This window comes from Oceanobacillus alkalisoli, assembly GCF_022213125.1.
In the GTDB taxonomy this organism is placed as follows: Bacteria; Bacillota; Bacilli; order Bacillales; family Amphibacillaceae; genus Oceanobacillus; species Oceanobacillus alkalisoli.
Window position 1 is genome coordinate 38,379 of the sequence record NZ_JAKNRA010000004.1, and the last position, 16,445, is coordinate 54,823.

At 40.2% G+C, this 16,445-nt stretch carries 16 protein-coding genes; all 16 read right to left on the reverse strand.

What is annotated here, in order from left to right; translation table 11 throughout:
• Positions 1-543: 543 nt before the first annotated feature.
• Positions 544-1,434, reverse strand: coding sequence for a helix-turn-helix domain-containing protein (locus L3V42_RS07465; RefSeq protein WP_235761506.1), 891 nt, complete (start codon positions 1,432-1,434; stop codon positions 544-546).
• A gap of 17 nt (positions 1,435-1,451) precedes the next feature.
• Entirely contained in the window at positions 1,452-2,240 is a 789-nt protein-coding gene (locus tag L3V42_RS07470; RefSeq protein WP_238471698.1) for a DUF3388 domain-containing protein, read from the reverse strand.
• A gap of 155 nt (positions 2,241-2,395) precedes the next feature.
• Positions 2,396-2,659: a DUF3243 domain-containing protein gene (locus L3V42_RS07475; protein ID WP_235761508.1), complete on the reverse strand. Its 264-nt coding sequence runs from the start codon at positions 2,657-2,659 to the stop codon at positions 2,396-2,398.
• Positions 2,660-2,746: 87 nt separating this feature from the next.
• Positions 2,747-3,469: an elongation factor P 5-aminopentanone reductase gene (ymfI, locus tag L3V42_RS07480; protein ID WP_238471699.1), complete on the reverse strand. Its 723-nt coding sequence runs from the start codon at positions 3,467-3,469 to the stop codon at positions 2,747-2,749.
• 1 nt (position 3,470) lies between these two features.
• Positions 3,471-4,754: an EF-P 5-aminopentanol modification-associated protein YfmH gene (gene yfmH, locus L3V42_RS07485; protein ID WP_235761510.1), complete on the reverse strand. Its 1,284-nt coding sequence runs from the start codon at positions 4,752-4,754 to the stop codon at positions 3,471-3,473.
• Positions 4,747-6,036 (reverse strand): EF-P 5-aminopentanol modification-associated protein YfmF, encoded by a 1,290-nt coding sequence (gene yfmF, locus L3V42_RS07490; protein WP_235761511.1) that lies wholly within the window; start codon positions 6,034-6,036, stop codon positions 4,747-4,749. Before yfmF ends, yfmH begins: the two co-directional genes overlap by 8 nt.
• Positions 6,037-6,231: 195 nt before the next feature.
• Positions 6,232-8,508 carry a DNA translocase FtsK gene (locus L3V42_RS07495; protein ID WP_238471700.1) on the reverse strand — a complete coding sequence of 759 codons (2,277 nt, stop codon included), beginning with the start codon at positions 8,506-8,508 and terminating at the stop codon, positions 6,232-6,234.
• Between the two features lie 266 nt (positions 8,509-8,774).
• The gene (locus L3V42_RS07500; protein WP_235761513.1) at positions 8,775-8,981 is read right to left on the reverse strand and encodes a YlzJ-like family protein; all 207 of its coding nucleotides are present in this window, start codon (positions 8,979-8,981) and stop codon (positions 8,775-8,777) included.
• Entirely contained in the window at positions 8,978-9,697 is a 720-nt protein-coding gene (locus L3V42_RS07505) for a ClpP family protease (RefSeq protein WP_238471701.1), read from the reverse strand. Before L3V42_RS07505 ends, L3V42_RS07500 begins: the two co-directional genes overlap by 4 nt.
• A 119-nt stretch (positions 9,698-9,816) precedes the next feature.
• Complete coding sequence (gene dapG, locus L3V42_RS07510) at positions 9,817-11,049, reverse strand: aspartate kinase (protein ID WP_235761515.1); 1,233 nt, start codon at positions 11,047-11,049, stop codon at positions 9,817-9,819.
• Positions 11,050-11,151: 102 nt separating this feature from the next.
• Positions 11,152-12,198, reverse strand: a complete 1,047-nt coding sequence (locus L3V42_RS07515) for an aspartate-semialdehyde dehydrogenase (RefSeq protein WP_235761516.1) — start codon at positions 12,196-12,198, stop codon at positions 11,152-11,154.
• 66 nt (positions 12,199-12,264) lie between these two features.
• Positions 12,265-12,852, reverse strand: a complete 588-nt coding sequence (gene dpaB / locus L3V42_RS07520) for a dipicolinate synthase subunit B (RefSeq protein WP_235761517.1) — start codon at positions 12,850-12,852, stop codon at positions 12,265-12,267.
• A 2-nt stretch (positions 12,853-12,854) separates the two neighbouring features.
• Positions 12,855-13,730 (reverse strand): dipicolinic acid synthetase subunit A, encoded by an 876-nt coding sequence (dpaA, locus tag L3V42_RS07525; protein WP_235761518.1) that lies wholly within the window; start codon positions 13,728-13,730, stop codon positions 12,855-12,857.
• Between the two features lie 119 nt (positions 13,731-13,849).
• Positions 13,850-14,095, reverse strand: a complete 246-nt coding sequence (locus tag L3V42_RS07530) for a YlmC/YmxH family sporulation protein (RefSeq protein WP_235761519.1) — start codon at positions 14,093-14,095, stop codon at positions 13,850-13,852.
• Between the two features lie 76 nt (positions 14,096-14,171).
• Entirely contained in the window at positions 14,172-15,389 is a 1,218-nt protein-coding gene (locus L3V42_RS07535; RefSeq protein ID WP_235761520.1) for a M16 family metallopeptidase, read from the reverse strand.
• Positions 15,390-15,416: 27 nt separating this feature from the next.
• Positions 15,417-16,358 carry a polysaccharide deacetylase family protein gene (locus L3V42_RS07540; protein ID WP_235761521.1) on the reverse strand — a complete coding sequence of 314 codons (942 nt, stop codon included), beginning with the start codon at positions 16,356-16,358 and terminating at the stop codon, positions 15,417-15,419.
• Positions 16,359-16,445: the final 87 nt, after the last annotated feature.

Sequence of the window (16,445 nt, forward strand, 5' to 3'; positions counted from 1 at the left end):
TCATGGTTCGCTCTCTAATCGCCGTTCAGTTGCCCGGTGGACGGATGCGCATCCTTAGGCACTGCTAGAGCTCCTCGGGCTAAGCACTAAGGGGTCTCCAGGCTCGTGCTATTCCCGCAGGAGTCACCGTCCACCGGGCAACTGAACTGGTGAAGATGATTATGATAAATAGAAATTATCCCATCATTACAGCAGTGTGAAGATTGCATTTATAGAATAATAAATAGTGTTCTAAATTAGGCTTTTCCTGGTAGCAGTCCAGACACCTCGAGACTCCTGCGGGAGGTTAGGCCTGGCGAGACCCCTTAGTGCTCAGCGCGAGGAGGCTTGCCGGCCGCTCAGCAGGTGCGAGAGGTGTCTGGACTGCGGACCTCCAGTAGAAAGTTTCTAAGTTTGGCACACTTACGCTGTATGAAAGCATTAGTTGTTTTTTTATCACGCATTAGCGGTCTTAATCCTCCACTGATTGAGGCTGCACTTTATGAGCTGGAAAATGATAAAACCCTTCCGCATTCGGTAGGAAGGGTTAATGCTTACGATTACTTAATTAATATTGAACAATAAGCGTTGGTGGTCTCTTTCACTTGGATCGATCGGATATTCAAATGGCACGTCATTAACCGTTATATCCAAATTAGGCGTACTGCCGATGTTTAAATGAACTGTTTCTTCACCAGTGACATCTACTTCTATCGGTGAATTTTCAGGAGTAACAAAGCTTCCGTACAATGATTCTCCGTTCCCGGTCTCCACATCGAGCCAAACGTTTGTCTCGGATTCAAACTGGAGAATGAGCGCTTCTTCTGGATTTGTTATCGAAATTGTTGATTCAGGAGGAGAGCCGCTACCAACCTCTTCCACTTCGAAAGTTAGTTCTCCTGTTTCATCTTCAGGGGTCTCATCTTCCTCAGCAGTGTCGTTTGTTTTCTCTTCTTCATCTTTATTTTCCTCCTCAGATCCAGACGTGTCCTGATTATTATCATTAGAATTTTGGATAATCACTTCGCCCGAATCTTCAATCTCCTCCGGGTCATTAGGTGAATACGATTGATTGTAAAACCATATCCCTGCCCCGATAATACCTATAATGAGCAGAGCGACAATAATTTTAGGCAACACGGAAAAGAATGTGCCGGATCGTTCAGCTGCATTTTCTTTTGAGCGTTCAACCCGTGTATATTGGATTTCGCTCTCTGATTCAGATTTTGGAATTTCTTCCTTATGTTCCTTTAATAATTCATCGGAATCAAGACCGACTGCTGTTGCGTATTCTTTAATAAATGCTCGAGCATAAAATTTACCGGGAAGCAGATGGAAATTTCCTTCTTCAATTGCAACTAAATATCTTTTCTGTATCTTCGTCGTTTCCTGTAAACTTTCTAATGAAAAGCCTTTTGCGATTCTCGCTTCTTTCAGCCTAGCACCTACGTCCATAATTTACACCTTCCATCTTAGAAATCAAACATGTTAAAGCCGCCACCTGAACCAAATGTTGGATTTTCAATTGATTCATATGTGATTTCTTCTCCTTCGTGGCTTCTTAATTCAATTATATAATCAAAATCATCTAACGTATATTCCGTAGCCTGAACAAATATGTCAGGATGTTCCACAACTTTTACAGCCGGTAGCTGCATCACTTCCCGAATGAGCCGCCAATGCTCTTCATTTGCCCTCTTTTTCGAAACAACACCATCTATGATAAATATATTATCTTCATCATATTCTCCGGCAATCAGTTTATTCCGTACCGTCTGTTTTATCATCGTGCTCGAGACAAATAACCAGCGTTTATTCGAACTAACGCTTGCTGCAACAATCGATTCTGTTTTCCCGACCCGCGGCATTCCCCTGACGCCAATCAGCTTATGGCCATCCTGTTTAAATAGCTCCGCCATGAAGTCAACAAGAATACCGAGCTCTGTTCTTACAAAGCGCACTGTTTTCCGGTCATTATCCGTATGAATATATTTACCGTGGCGCACAGCCATCCGGTCTTTCAGTTTTGGTTTTCGGATTTTAAGAACTTTTATAATATCAACTGTTTCTAGAATCGATGCTAACCTTTTAATATTCTCATCCCGTTCAGAAAGCAATAATAAGCATCTTCTCGAATTCTCAAGACCATTAATCGTAATAATATTAATTGAAAGCATCCCTAATAAAGATGAAATGTCCCCTAATAAACCAGGACGATTGATTTGATTCTCGTATTCAAGATACCATTCTGTCCTTTCCATCTTCCGGTCTCCTTTACCAAACGAATAATGGCGTTCGAATAAATTGGTGAATAATCTATTTATACTATAAATGATTTTTTAACGAGTGAAAAGGGAAATAGCGAACAAATTGAAAAAGAAGCTATATAGATTAACTATACAGCTTCTTCAACGAATTATCCATTATTATTTCCCTGTTCTTCAACCAACCTTACCATGGAACTTGCGATTGCCTGCTGCTCCTCTTCAGAAGCAGCATTCCACAGCTCCTTTAAGATAGCTTCTTCCTTATTTTTTGCATCAACATTCGATGCGAGATAATCTCCTACTTCATGAGCGACGTTCGTAATGGTTTCATGATTCATACCACTAGATTTTGCCTGCTGTAGGCGATTAGCAAGAAATCCTTTCCATGAATCAAAATTATCGAGAATGGACATTGATTTAGCCTCCTTTTTATTGCCCCCTATACGCACCTATAGTATTCAACATCTCCTCATGATTTATGCATCGAAATAAAAAGTTGGCTAAATCATCCATCCTCCGGTTACAGGAAGAATGTGACCGTTTAAGAATGATGTCTGCCGGTCTAAAAGAAAGCTTACAGCCTCTGCGACTTCATGCGGAAAGCCTGCTCGTTTTAAAGGAATTGTTTCGTAAATCTCAGATCTTTCTGCTGTTAATAAAGAACCATTCATTTTCGTATCAATGAATCCCGGACTAACTGCATTTACCGTTACGTTACTTGCTCCTACCTCCTTGGCCAATGCTTTCACGAAACTGTTCTGCGCCCCTTTTACTGTAGAATAAAGCACTTCATTACTCGCTCCTACCTCCCCCCAGATAGAAGTGATAAAAATTAATCTGCCAAATTGGTTTCTAATCATGCTTGGAAGCAGCTGTTTCGTTATTTTAAGCGGTGCATGTACATGAAGTGTAAGCAATTCGGTAAAACTCTTTTCTTCCACATCCTGGAATAAGCCGAATTCTGTTTTCCCGCTTGCAAAAATAACACTATCGACCTGAAAAACAAGACTCGAAAGCAGCTTATTTATCCCTTCTTCCATTGACAGATCAGCTTGGATAATTTGTAAAACCTGCTCACTTGCAATTTCCTCCGCTAACTCGGTAATAACAGAATGATTAGAATGGAAGTGGAGGATTAGTTGGTCCCCCTTTTTCACGCGCTGTCTAGCAATCGCTATTCCAATATCACCACTTGCACCAATAATCAATACATTTTGTGCCATGTTAGGCTTGCTTGACCGTGCATACTGCAAGCTGGTCTTCGTTAATCCATTTTTTTAGAAATTCGTTAACATCAGCCGTAGTCAACGCTTCAATTTGCGGGATGACATCAAAGAAATTAATACCGTGACGGTGGTAATCAACGAAATTGTTGGCAATATACTCGAGCGAATTCATGGCGCGGAGTATTCGACCGATTTTCTTTTTCTTCATCCGGCGAAAAGCTTCATCCGTAATTTCTGCCTCATTTGTTGAGCGTAGTAAATCTTTCACTTTAGCAGCGAAGTCTTCTGGTCTTTCCGTGTTACCGCCAATCAATGTATACCCGAAGCTCGAATCTAAATTCGTTTCAAAGGAGAAACTTCCGTCAATTAATTCCTCTTTATACAACTCTTGGTAGAACTCGCCGCCCTTAGCAAAGTAATGGTCAAGAATCATCGTTGTAAGCAGTTCTTTTTTCAAAAACGCTTCTTTATCTAAATGACTGCTCGATTCTTTAATTCCAACTGTACATTTCGGAATCGAAACTGGCATATTGATTTCCAAGTATTTTTCCGCAACTTCTTTCGGTTCATCCGGAAATTCCCGTTTGATTTCTCCCATATCCGCAAAACTTTTTCCGGCCTGATTTTCTTCAATTAGCTGGGACAATGATTCTGCATTAATATTTCCAATGATGAATAATGTCATGTTCTCAGGATGGTAAAAGGTGTTATAACATGTGTATAAATCATCTTTTGTAATTTTCATGATGGAATCAACCGTTCCTGCAATATCAACATTTACCGGATGATTTTTAAACAATGCTTTGATTGTGCCCATGAAAGATTGCCAATCAGGCTGATCATCGTACATATTGATTTCTTGAGCGATAATCCCCTTTTCCTTTTCCACTGTTTGTTCGGTGAAATATGGGTCTTGAACAAAATTCAGCAATATCTCCACATTTTTCTCAATATGATTCGTTGCAGAGAATAAATAGGCGGTCTTCGTAAATGAAGTGAATGCATTAGCTGAAGCACCTAGCTTACCAAAGTCAGCAAATACATCTCCATCTTCTTTTTCAAATAATTTATGCTCAAGAAAATGGGCGACCCCATCCGGTACGGTCACTGCTTCCGATTCTCCAATCGGAACAAACTTCTGGTCGATGGAGCCGTAATTTGTAGTAAAAATTGCATACGCCTTCTCCATTTCCGGTCGTGGCATAAGAAAAACGGATAAACCGTTATCTAATCTTTTCGAGTAAATAACTTCATCAATATCTGTATATGTCTTCTTATTCATTTATTTCTCCTCCTTGTGCAGTGAGAAGGTATAACGTATCTTCCTCGATTCGCTCACCAACACGAATTACATCCTCTTTCGTGACTGCGGAAATCCGATCAACAACTTCTTCCAGTGATCGATTCATTCCTGCAAGCTGTTGCTGGTAAAACAATTCAACAAGTCCATGATTATGATCCATTGTTTCCCGCAGTGAGTGGATAATCATATCTTTTGCTTCATTCATCTCTTGTTCAGAGAAATTACCTGCTTTCATTTCCGTCATTTGCTCGCGGATAATGTCTCGTGCTTGTTCATAATCTTCTGGAGCAATTCCACTAAAGACGAAAAGCAATCCCTTGTGACTCTCGACCTGGGAAGAGGCATAATAAGCTAAACTATTCTTCTCTCGAACATTCATGAATAATTTCGAGCTCGGAAAACCGCCAAATAAGCCATTAAAAACTTGTAAAGCAGGGTAATCATCGTCAGCATATACCGTGTTCGTACGGTAACCGATATGGAGCTTTGCTTGCTGAATCGGTTCTTGTTCTATTATTTCTTTCGGTTCATCTATTTGTTTTGATTCTTTACGGTCACTCGATTTAGTTGATGCCCTTTCTTCCTGTTTAAATGCAGAAGCAATTGATTTCTCCATCGATTCGATATCCATATCGCCCACGACATATATGTCGAGTTGATCCTTTTGGAGCATTTGAAGATAATAATCATATAAATTTTCGGCAGTAAGCGCATCAAGATCTTCTTCATAGCCATTCACATGAATGGAAAAAGCTTCATCTTTACACATTTCATCGATTAAACGACGATTGGCATAGCGAATCTTATCATCACGGATCGCTTGAATTCTTTGTTTCAATGTAGCCTTTTCTCTTTTAACAATTGCTTCAGAAAAATGATTATCCTCAACATATGGCTCATAAATCATTTCGGCGAGAAGTTGCAGCGCTTCTTCTGTTACAGCTTCTTTGTCGGGTAGATAGCGCTCATTTGCCACTTCAAGCCGGAAACTCACCACATGCTCCTCTCCCCGTTTCGCTCCGTCAACAAAGAGAACAGATCCATATAGTTCATCAAGTTTTAATTGGAGCGCGGTCCGGCCCGGGTAATTCTTGGTCGCTTCCCGCAGCACGTTTTGCAATAATGCTCTTTTCGTTATCGTCTCCCTTTTTAAGGGTGCCTTTAATTTGACGACAAAGGTTAATGTTTTAAATTTTTTCGTAGGTATAAAATGAATATTGTAGCCATTTTTGTTAACGGTCTGTTCTACAATCAAATTCATGAAACAGCCTCCTATGCTCAGTGTTTTACTCTTAATAAATATTCTACACATCTTTCAAACGTTCATCCATTAAAACATACTAAACTTTTACATAATCTGATTCTACGTTGCGCGAATTAAATTCTTTCCGACCTCCAGTAGAGCAATTTTCATAAGAAAAAAACTGACTTATGTGTTTACAAGTCAGTTTGTTGATTAGACGGATGGTGCTTCTTCTTCGGCTTCTGTTTTGGAGACGAGGACGGTTCGTGGTTTGCTGCCTTCGTATGGGCCGACGATTCCTCTTGCTTCCATTGCGTCGATTAGACGTGCCGCTCGCGTATAACCAATGCGGAAGCGTCGCTGGAGCATGGAAACACTTGCGCTTTGCAATTCAACGATAAGCTCCACTGCCTCTTCATATAGCTCATCATCCACTTCCTCCACCACTTCATTTGTATCTTCTGGAATCATCTCTTCCTGATAAGATGCTTTCTGTTGATCAATACAATGATCAACAACGCGCTCCACTTCGTCATCAGAGAGAAATGCGCCTTGAACACGGACTGGTTTAGACGAACCGACAGGCATAAATAGCATATCTCCGCGACCTAACAGCTTCTCTGCCCCACCGGAATCGAGAATCGTCCGGGAATCGGTTTGTGAGGAGACGCTAAATGCAATTCGAGATGGAATATTTGCTTTAATGACTCCGGTAATGACGTCAACAGAAGGACGCTGCGTTGCAATAATAAGGTGGATTCCTGCTGCACGAGCCATTTGAGCAAGCCTTGTAATTGCGTCTTCCACATCATTTGAGGCAACCATCATTAAGTCTGCTAGCTCATCGACAATAACAACAATATACGGCAGCTCTGCTTCCGCTTCCTCTTCCGAAACTGTTTGATTATATTTTCTTATATATTCGTTATACCCTTGAATATTTCTTGTCCCCGAATCAGAGAATAGATCATATCTCCGCTCCATTTCTGCGACAACTTTCTTTAAAGCACGGGATGCTTTCTTCGGATCCGTGACGACAGGTGCGAGTAAATGCGGTATCCCGTTATATACATTCAATTCGACTTTTTTGGGATCGATCATCATCATTTTTACTTCATGGGGCTTCGTACGCATCAGAAGTGTTGTAATGATTCCGTTCACGCAAACACTCTTTCCGCTTCCAGTCGCTCCAGCAATCAGTAAATGCGGCATTTTATTAAGTTCTGTCATGATTGCTTCTCCTGAAATATCCCTTCCAAGCCCGACTAACAGTTTGGAAGACTTATCCGCGAGTGTATCATCCATCACTTCACGTAAGGAAACCATCGCTATTTCTTTATTCGGGACCTCAATCCCTACTGCAGATTTACCTGGAATTGGTGCTTCAATCCGAATATCTTTAGCTGCGAGAGCTAAAGCAATATCGTCATGCAAACTAACAATCCTGCTTACTTTCACGCCAGCTTCCGGAGATATTTCATATTTGGTTACGGCTGGACCAACATTTACTTTGGTAACCTTCGCCTTTACACCGAAGCTTTGGAATGTTTTTTCCAGCTTCCTTACCGTTGCTTGCACTTGTGACTTTTCGTATTGTTGACTCGTTTTGACTGGTTCACTCAAAAGGTCAATAGAAGGAAGGAGATATTCAGGATTTTCACTTTCCGCCTGGGAAAGCTCTGGATCATATATGTCCTCTTCCTCTTCATCATTGTTATCTGCTGCAATCGTCGCAACTTTAGGCTTCTCTTCCCGGTAACTGATCTCAGTAAAATCATTAATAAGGGGTTCTTCCGGGGCAGGTGCTGTATCTTCCACTTGCGCTTCGGAGGCATAGACCGGTTCTTCCTTCTCCTTCCGATTTTCTTTGTAGGTACGCAGTCTTTCACTCATGTTCTTACCAAGCTTTTTCAAATAGGTGAAAAACTTAGCAACCAAGTCACCGATAGAAACTTCTGTAATGAATAATACTCCGATAATAATGGAGAAGACAGAGACAATGATTGCACCAGCATAGGAAAATAGATAATAAGTAAAAGCAAAAAGAATAGCTCCAATCATTCCTCCACCAGTACGGCTTGATGGTACTTGCCCGCTAATATATGATATAAAGTTATCCCAAGTTGCAGCAAGAACAGAAACATTCTGCCCACCTTGTATAAGTGGCTCATAGGTCTGGACATGTGTTAGCAAAAGGACGCCGGCAAATAAAATATAAAAACCGGCCATTTTTCTCGTTAGATAATTTGGGTATTTTCGTTTAATTAATAATACAATACCTGTAACTAATAAAAAGATGGACGCAACAAAATACCAGATCCCTAAGAAAAAATGAAAGAAATATTCTAACCAGCCTGGGATAGCTCCTTCACTAATGGCACTTGCACCACTTCCAAAAATAGCTAGAAAAATAAATAATAAACCTAACAATTCATATTTTAATAGATTTGATTTTTTTGTGGACTTCCTTTTTCGTTTTCTCTTCGCCATTTCTTCACCTCGCAATCGAAAATCGATTGATAAAACCCTCACCTGTTTATTGGCAAGGGTTTGTTCGTTTAACTCATCTAATTATAGCATACTTTCATTCGTTTTTTCCTATTTCTGCCGTTAATGCGGGATAATTTTAATAGGTGAATGAATTTCATAATTACCAAAGTCGGCTTTTCCATCACCATATGTAGTTGGGAACGAGCCAACTCAACTACATATGGTGATGCTGAAGCATTAAATACGTATTATGAAATTCATTAAGGTTAATGCAGATAGGAACCTGGTCGGTAATGATCATTCAAATAATCATTCGGGTTCGTTGATACTAATTGGGTTAACATATATTCTCCGTTAGGGAACTTGTCAACATAGAGCATTTTCCCACCGTGAGAAACATAAGCTCGTTCCGCTTGTTCCTCCTCTGGATTTGCAAATACTTCTTCCAATTGTAATGGGGTATAGAAAATCATTGTAATACCTCTCCTTCCTCATCCTTTTCTCCGATAAATTCATTTATTTTTTCTATTGCTTCTTTTATTCCGCCGACTTCATCAATCAATCCATGGGCCACGGCTTCATTGCCGACTACATTCGTACCGATATCCCTCGTCAAATTCCCTTTCGCAAACATAAACTCTTTAAATGTTTCTTCCTTTATTTTAGAATGGTTAATTACAAATTGGATCACCCGGTCTTGCATTTTATCCAAGTATTCAAATGTTTGGGGCACTCCAATAACAAGTCCGGTTAATCGCACAGGGTGGATTGTCATCGTCGCGGTTGGTACGATAAAGGAATAATCTGTCGCAACGGCAATTGGTACACCAATGGAATGGCCGCCACCAAGGACAACTGAAACAGTCGGCTTTGACAAGGATGCAATCATTTCAGATAATGCAAGTCCTGCTTCCACGTCGCCGCCTACCGTGTTTAGCAAAACAATAAGCCCTTCAATTTTTGGATTCTGTTCGATCGCTACAAGTTGCGGGAGCAGGTGTTCATATTTTGTCGTTTTATTCTGAGGCGGCAGCTGCATATGTCCCTCTACTTGACCGATGATTGTTAGGACATGGATATTTGATTCCCCGGTCTCGGCGACATTTGTTTGTCCTAGTGCTTGTATTTTTTCGACGATACTGTCTGCTGGATTTTTTTTCAATTCATCAGGATTTGAATCTTTAATCATAAACAAATAACCTCCACCAATTTCATCATTAGATATAGTATGTTCATTGGTGGAGAGTTCCATGTATTCAGGCACTCCAATTAAAAAAAGACGGGACAATCAATGATTGTCAGCCGTCCTTAAAGCAAGCTTGATACTTTTTCACTTAATCTGAAGGTTTCATGTAGAGCATTCACTGCTTGTTTTAATTTTTCTTCAGGAACCAACACCCAAATGGTCGTGTGGCTGTCTGCTGCTTGCAGAATTTGAATATCTTGCTCTACTAATGCGGAAACGATTTTCGACGCTACTCCCGGGATACCGGTCATTCCTGCTCCGACTGCAGCAATTTTTGCACAATGTTCGGCCATTGTTACATGGAGATCTAATTGCTTGAAGATTTGTTTTGCGTATGGAAGAGTTACGTTCGGCAAGGTGAATGCCAGTTGATTTGGAGAGATATTAATAAAATCAATAGAAATCCCAGCAGCAGCTAATGCCTTAAATATAGCCGTCATGGAATAATCTGGGTTTTCTTTGCGCTTAATTTTCACTTGTGCAATTCCGGCTTGATGGGCGATTCCAGTTATTAGTTTCTTTTTGTTCCTTGGTTGTTTACCGTCTTCTTGCATGTTTGAGATAATGGTTCCATGATTCCGTTTATAGGTGGAACGTACATGAAGTGGTAGTTTCGCTTGCATTGCGATTTCAACAGCTTGCGGATGAATGACTTTAGCTCCTTGGTACGCAAGATTACAGGTTTCCGAATACGTGCAATTCGTTAGTACTTGAGCAGAGGTGACAAGTTTTGGATCAGCGGTCATGACTCCGTCAACATCCGTAAAAATTTCTGCCCGAACTGCTTCCGTCGCTACAGCAAGAGCAGCAGCTGTCGTATCGCTTCCTCCCCTGCCAATCGTTGTTATGTCACCATTCTTTGTCTCACCTTGGAAGCCAGCTACTACAACACAATCGTAAGTATCAAAGGCATGTAGCAACCGTTTTGGATTCACATGTTGAATCCTTGCATTCATGTGATTTTCCGTCGTCATTATTCCCGCTTGTGCCCCTGTAAAAGCTGTCGCACGCACTCCTGCTCGCTTTAGTTCATTCGCTACAACAACTGCTGAAATAATTTCCCCGCAAGATAACAGGAGATCAAGTTCTCTATCTGCAGCGTTTGTTTCGGGGTAATTCACTAATTGCAGCAAGGAATCAGTTGCATAAGGTGCAGGAACTTTACCGAGGGCGGAAACGACAACTACCACCTTATAATTTTCTTCAATTGCTTCTTTCACATGATAAAGCACGTGTTTGCGGGAGCTTGGCGTTTGTAATGAAGTACCACCAAATTTCTGCACGAGAAGTTGCATTTCTTCACCTCTCTTTTAAATAAAACAGCTACCATTACTTCTATATTTGTTTAAAGAATGTAATTAGTAGCTGCTTTGTTTATCATTTTAACGTTTTATAGTTTATAACCAATCATTCTCTACTACAGATTGGGCAATTTGAACCGTGTTTAATGCTGCACCCTTCACTAAATTATCGGAAACAATCCATAAGTGGAAGCCATTTGCTTTATCCGGGTCTTTCCTTACACGGCCAACAAACACTTCATCTTTATCGGCAGATGATAATGGAGTCGGATAGACTTGTGCAGCCGGTTCATCTTGTAATACGATTCCTGGAGCTGTTTCAAGTACTTTCCAGAGATCTTCTACAGTCACATCATCTTTATCAATTTCAATATATACACTTTCCGCATGAGATGTGAAAACCGGTAACCGAACACAGGTTGCCGCGACTGATAACGCCTGATCATGAAGTATTTTCTTCGATTCATTAATCATCTTCCACTCTTCCTGTGTGTATCCTCCATCTGAAAATACATCAATCTGTGGCAGGGCGTTAAAAGCAATTGGATAATGCTTCTCTTCTCCACCTACAGGTAAGACGTTCGCTTCCATTTCCTTGCCATTAATATATTGCTCCGTTTGCTTATTTAGCTCATTAATCGCATTATCACCAGCACCAGAAACTGCTTGGTAAGTGGAGACAATTATTCTTGAAAGACCAAACGCATCTTTAATCGGATTTAATGCGGCAACCATTTGAATTGTTGAACAATTTGGGTTAGCGATAATCCCTTTATGATCTTTAATATCTTCTTTGTTTACTTCTGGAACGACTAGGGGTACACCTTCTGTCATACGGAAGGCACTTGTATTATCAATAACGACTGCACCGCGTTCTACTGCTTCATTTGCTAATGCTTTCGTTACAGATCCGCCTGCTGAGAAGAGGGCAATATCGACCCCTGCAAAACTTTCCGGTGTTGCTTCTTCAATCGTTTTCTCTTCCCCTTTGAATTCGACTGTTTTACCTGCAGAACGTTTTGAGGCTAATACCTTTAACTCGTTAATGGGAAATTCTTTTTCCTCTAAAATTTGTAATATTTTCTTTCCTACAGCCCCTGTTGCACCGACTACGGCTATATTGTAAGCATTTTTTTCTGCCATTTCTCGTTACTCCCTTCAATTGCTCTAAATATTTGTACTGTTAGCGTCATATTATAACATAAAATTCTAATTATAAGAAATGATAATTGGTTGAAACTGATTTTTAGTTAGTGCAAATTTAATTGTGTCATGAAGAGACGGCCAATCCGCAACGAGCGAATTGGGTTTATCAAACGGTGCATCCTGACCGAATGGAATAAAGAATATATTTTTCGTCGCGATTAAACGCATTAAGTTCATTCCGTTCAAACCGAGGGCATCATTCGTCGAAACGCCCAAAACAACAGGAGAATCATTACGAAGGGTTGCCTTTGCAGCCATTAAGACAGCATTATCTGTGACTGCATTTGCTAATTTACTCAAAGAATTCCCTGTTAACGGCGCTATAACCATACAATCCAACGGAATTTTCGGACCAAATGGTTCAGCTTCGACAATGGTTGAAACTACTGGCTTACCAGTAATTTCCTCTATTTCTTTAATTTTATCTACTGCTTTACCATGGACCGTATCCGTATTCTTCACCGCATTTGTAATAAATGGGTATACATCTGCCCCTTCCTTTACAAGACGGGTAAGCTCTTTAAATACGAAAACATGGGAATGATGGGAACCTGTAATACCGAAACCAATTTTCTTTCCAGAGAGTGACATGTTTATCTCCTTCCCTCTATAACTTGCGTAATGACATTCGCTAAAATCTTCCCAGATGTCTTCGGAGCAACAATGCCGGGGAGACTTTTTGCAAGAATGGCTTTAATCCCGCGTTTTTCAGCAAAATCAAAATCTGTTCCACCCGGATTAGAAGCGAGATCAATAATAACCGTGTGTGCCGGTAATTTCTCAATAGCTGTACGCTTAATAACAAGTGCAGGTATCGTATTAATCAATAAGTCACATTGATCAAGATGATCCGGCAGCTGTTCAATTGGTATCGCTTGAAGGTTCATCTCTGTAATCCGGGCCAGGTCACTTAAGCTTTTTGCAGCTACGCTTACGTTCGCCCCAAGACTAGAGAATTTATTAGCAATCGTATGACCGACACGACCAAATCCAGTTACAACGACATTGGATGAATGAATCGTATAATCCGTGTGCTCAATCGCCATCATGATTGCACCTTCAGCGGTAGGTATCGAGTTATAAATTGCAACGTCATCCCGGTTAAGAAGTGGTACAAGTTCAATTCCATTCATTTCAGTCTGTTCCTTTAAAAAATTATTTGCTATTCCAGTAAACATAATGGCTGATTTCTTTAAGTTTTTAAACCATTCTTTTGTTAGTTGCAGCGGCTGATCGGAAAAAACAGTTTCTATATTACCGGATTCGTCCGTACCGGTAATCGGCAATATTAAACCATCTAGATCAGCAGGCTGAATCTCTGATAAATCGCTTTGCTTTAACCCTGTAAAGCTTTGGTCTAATTTATCAAAACCAATTAGAACAATTGATATACCTGGTAATGCTTGCAGCTGGCGTATCAACTCCAGGTAGCGAGCATCACCGCCAATTACAGCAATGAGTTGCTCCATTATTGCCACTAACCTCCAAACATCATTTTCTCTCTATAGAATATGATGATTGCGCCTTAGAGTGATTGCAGATGGGATAATAAATGAAAAAAGGCTGATATCTCAAGATATCAGCCTTTTCATTCCATAAAATCCTCGGATTCCACAACGATCATGTCTTCTCCGATTACTTTAATGTTTCGCCAGCGGATTAATGATTCGTCATCTTCCTTTTTTAAGCCGAACCATTTATAGGACGGGATAATAAATGCTTCAATTTGTCCTGTCTGTTCATTAATTTCCAAATCCGTCTGGCCGAGCACACCCAATTTAATCCCTTGCTTCACATCAATAATCTCTTTTCCACTAATATCCCTGAACCTCATGCTTATCCCTCCATAATCCAGCTTATGCAAGGCGATAGAAAGTCATGAAGGAAATGAAAGAAAAACCGGGCATCCTTTATTCATTGGATGAAATGATTGCTGTCGCTGGTTTTGATTTAAATATTTGATCAATGACATTACGAACGGAATGATGAGAAATCCAATCGATTTCTTTAATCATTTCATCTAATGAGCGATGTCTCTTCAATAACAATTCATTTCTTCCATTCCTGCTCATCCTGCTGCTTGTGCTTTCCAAACTCAGCACAAGATTTCCTTTTAATTGTTCTTTACTATTATGTAGCTCTTTATCTGTTATGCTTTGTTCAACAAGCTGCTCAATCGTGTCATCAATTGTTTGCTGGAGTTTAGCTAATTGATTATTGCCAGTACCAGCATAAATCGTGAGTAAACCGTCTTCTAGAAACGATGCATGATAGGAAAAAACAGAATAGGCAAGTCCTTGATTCTCGCGGACATCCTGGAAAAGTCGAGAACTCATGCTCCCACCGAGCACATTGTTTAATAAAATCAAGCTATATGTAGATGTATCATTAATCGGTAACCCTCGATAACCAAGGCATAGATGAGCCTGCTCTGTATCTTTTTTCTTTATGATCGATCCTCCAACGAAAAGAGGTGTTATTTCCTCAGCTTTTTTACTAGAGTGCGTGAACGTACCGAATTGTTCATCAATCTTTTTAACAAACGCCTCATCCGCGTTCCCAGCTATGGAAATAACAATGTTTTCCGGAGTGTACTGCTCATCCATATAGTCCTTTAGCATGGCCGGATGGAATGACTCCAATTGCTTCTCAGATCCTATAATAGGATATCCAAGCGGATGACTGCCAAAAGCTGCTTGAGCGAGGAAGTCATGTACAATATCGTCTGGTGTATCCTCATACATTTTTATCTCTTCATAAACTACTTTCTTCTCTCGCTCCATCTCTTCTTCATCGAAAGTCGAATTGAAAAACATATCCGCAAGAATTTCTAAAGCGAGTTCTTTATGGGTATCAAGAACTTTTGCATAAAAACAAGTGTACTCCTTAGAGGTGAAGGCATTGATCTGACCTCCAATGGAATCGAATGCTTCTGCTATGTCACGAGCTGTTCGTGTCTTTGTCCCCTTAAACAGCATATGTTCAATAAAATGGGATATGCCGTTGTTCTCAACCGTTTCATTTCGTGAACCTGTCAAAATCCAAATTCCGATTGTGACGGAACGAACAGCTGGGATTGTTTCAAGTACAATACGCAGTCCGTTTTTACTCTGGTGCTTCTGAATCAAGGTTGCTCCCCCCTAAAAATGTTCAAATTATCGTTCTGTACTTAAAAGGGTATCTAGTCTGCCTAATCGAAAATCCTTATTTTTAAGGAGCATGATTAATTCATCTAGCCCTTCTTCGATGACTGGTGTCGGGTGCATTAAAATAATTGCACCTGGATGAACTTTTTCATTTACGCGATTTATCATAACAGAAACAGATGGTTTCTTCCAATCTACAGTATCTGTCGTCCATAAAACCGTTTCCATTCCTTGTGCACTAGCAACTTCAATAACTTCATCTGTAAAACTTCCACTCGGTGGTGTGAAGTAATTTGGAGTTTCCCCTGTAATTGCGGTAAGGATCTCATTCGTCTGCTTGATTTGGGTTTCAATCTCTTGCGTATTTAACCGTGCCATATCTGGATGATTATAGGCATGGTTCCCAATGAGATGTCCCTTTTCCATAATCATTTTAACGATTTCAGGATTTTCCCTCGCCCATTTCCCTTCAATGAAAAAGTTTGCTTTCACTTGATGTTCCTGTAACGTGTTTAGGATTGCTGGGATATGCTCATTACCCCAAGAAACATTAATCATAAATGATACCATTTGTTTTTCCGGATGTCCACGATAAATTGGCGCTGGTTCAAGATCACTTAAATTTACTTTAGGACGTACTTCGTCAAAGATAAGTAAATCTTCTTGAAAAACGCCAGCTTCCTTCATCTTCTCATAGGATTTTTCAACATTTATATCTCTGCCATTTCGTCCGGGTGTTTTTTTGTAGACGCGGTCGATATAAGCATTTTGTGGTGCCTCCTTATATTCTTCATTTGCTGCTTTTTGCTCGATTTCGGTATATAATTTATCATTTCCCGGATTCAGAACGGGTGCTGCCCCGTCCATAAATGGATTATGATTCAAACGAAATGCAGCAAATAGTATGAGTATGAATACTAGTACGTTCACATATTTTTTATACGCTCGCATGTCACCGCCCCCTACAATCAATGTATGCGGCGGTAGGACAAGGTATGTAGAAATGAGCAATTAAAAAAAGAAACTGAAATTATTCCT